The organism is Schumannella sp. 10F1B-5-1, assembly GCF_006517535.1.
Taxonomy (GTDB): Bacteria; Actinomycetota; Actinomycetes; order Actinomycetales; family Microbacteriaceae; genus Schumannella.
In genome coordinates this window covers 1-316 of sequence record NZ_VHQH01000289.1, presented here as the reverse complement: position 1 = coordinate 316, position 316 = coordinate 1, and the positions used below count along the sequence as shown (strand labels likewise).

The window sequence follows — 316 nt, the reverse complement described above, 5'->3', positions numbered from 1 at the left end:
GTCGTCGAGCTCCGCCTGACGCGACCAGTGGTTGCGCGGGCGCTCCGCCGGCGGCTGCGAGGTGCTCACGGGAGGCGCGGATGCGGCGGCCGGGGCGACCGGCGCGGCGGACGACTGCGGCGGCACGGGCGCGACCGAGGGCTGGGCGGGCGGCGCGTACTGCGCCGGGGCGGACGGCTGCGCGGGTGCCGGCGGGGTCGGCGCGGCGTACTGCGCCGGAGCGGATGCCGTGGTGCTCGGCTGCCCGGGGGTCAGCCCGCCCCACGGGGGCGGCACCACGGCGTCGGACGGCGGTGCCGCCGGGGCGGGGGCAGCG

At 82.9% G+C, this 316-nt stretch carries 1 pseudogene; it reads right to left on the bottom strand.

The features are described from left to right. A pseudogene (locus tag FJ658_RS15745) lies at positions 1–276 on the bottom strand (hypothetical protein); the annotation flags it as partial. Between the last annotated feature and the right edge of the window lie 40 nt (positions 277–316).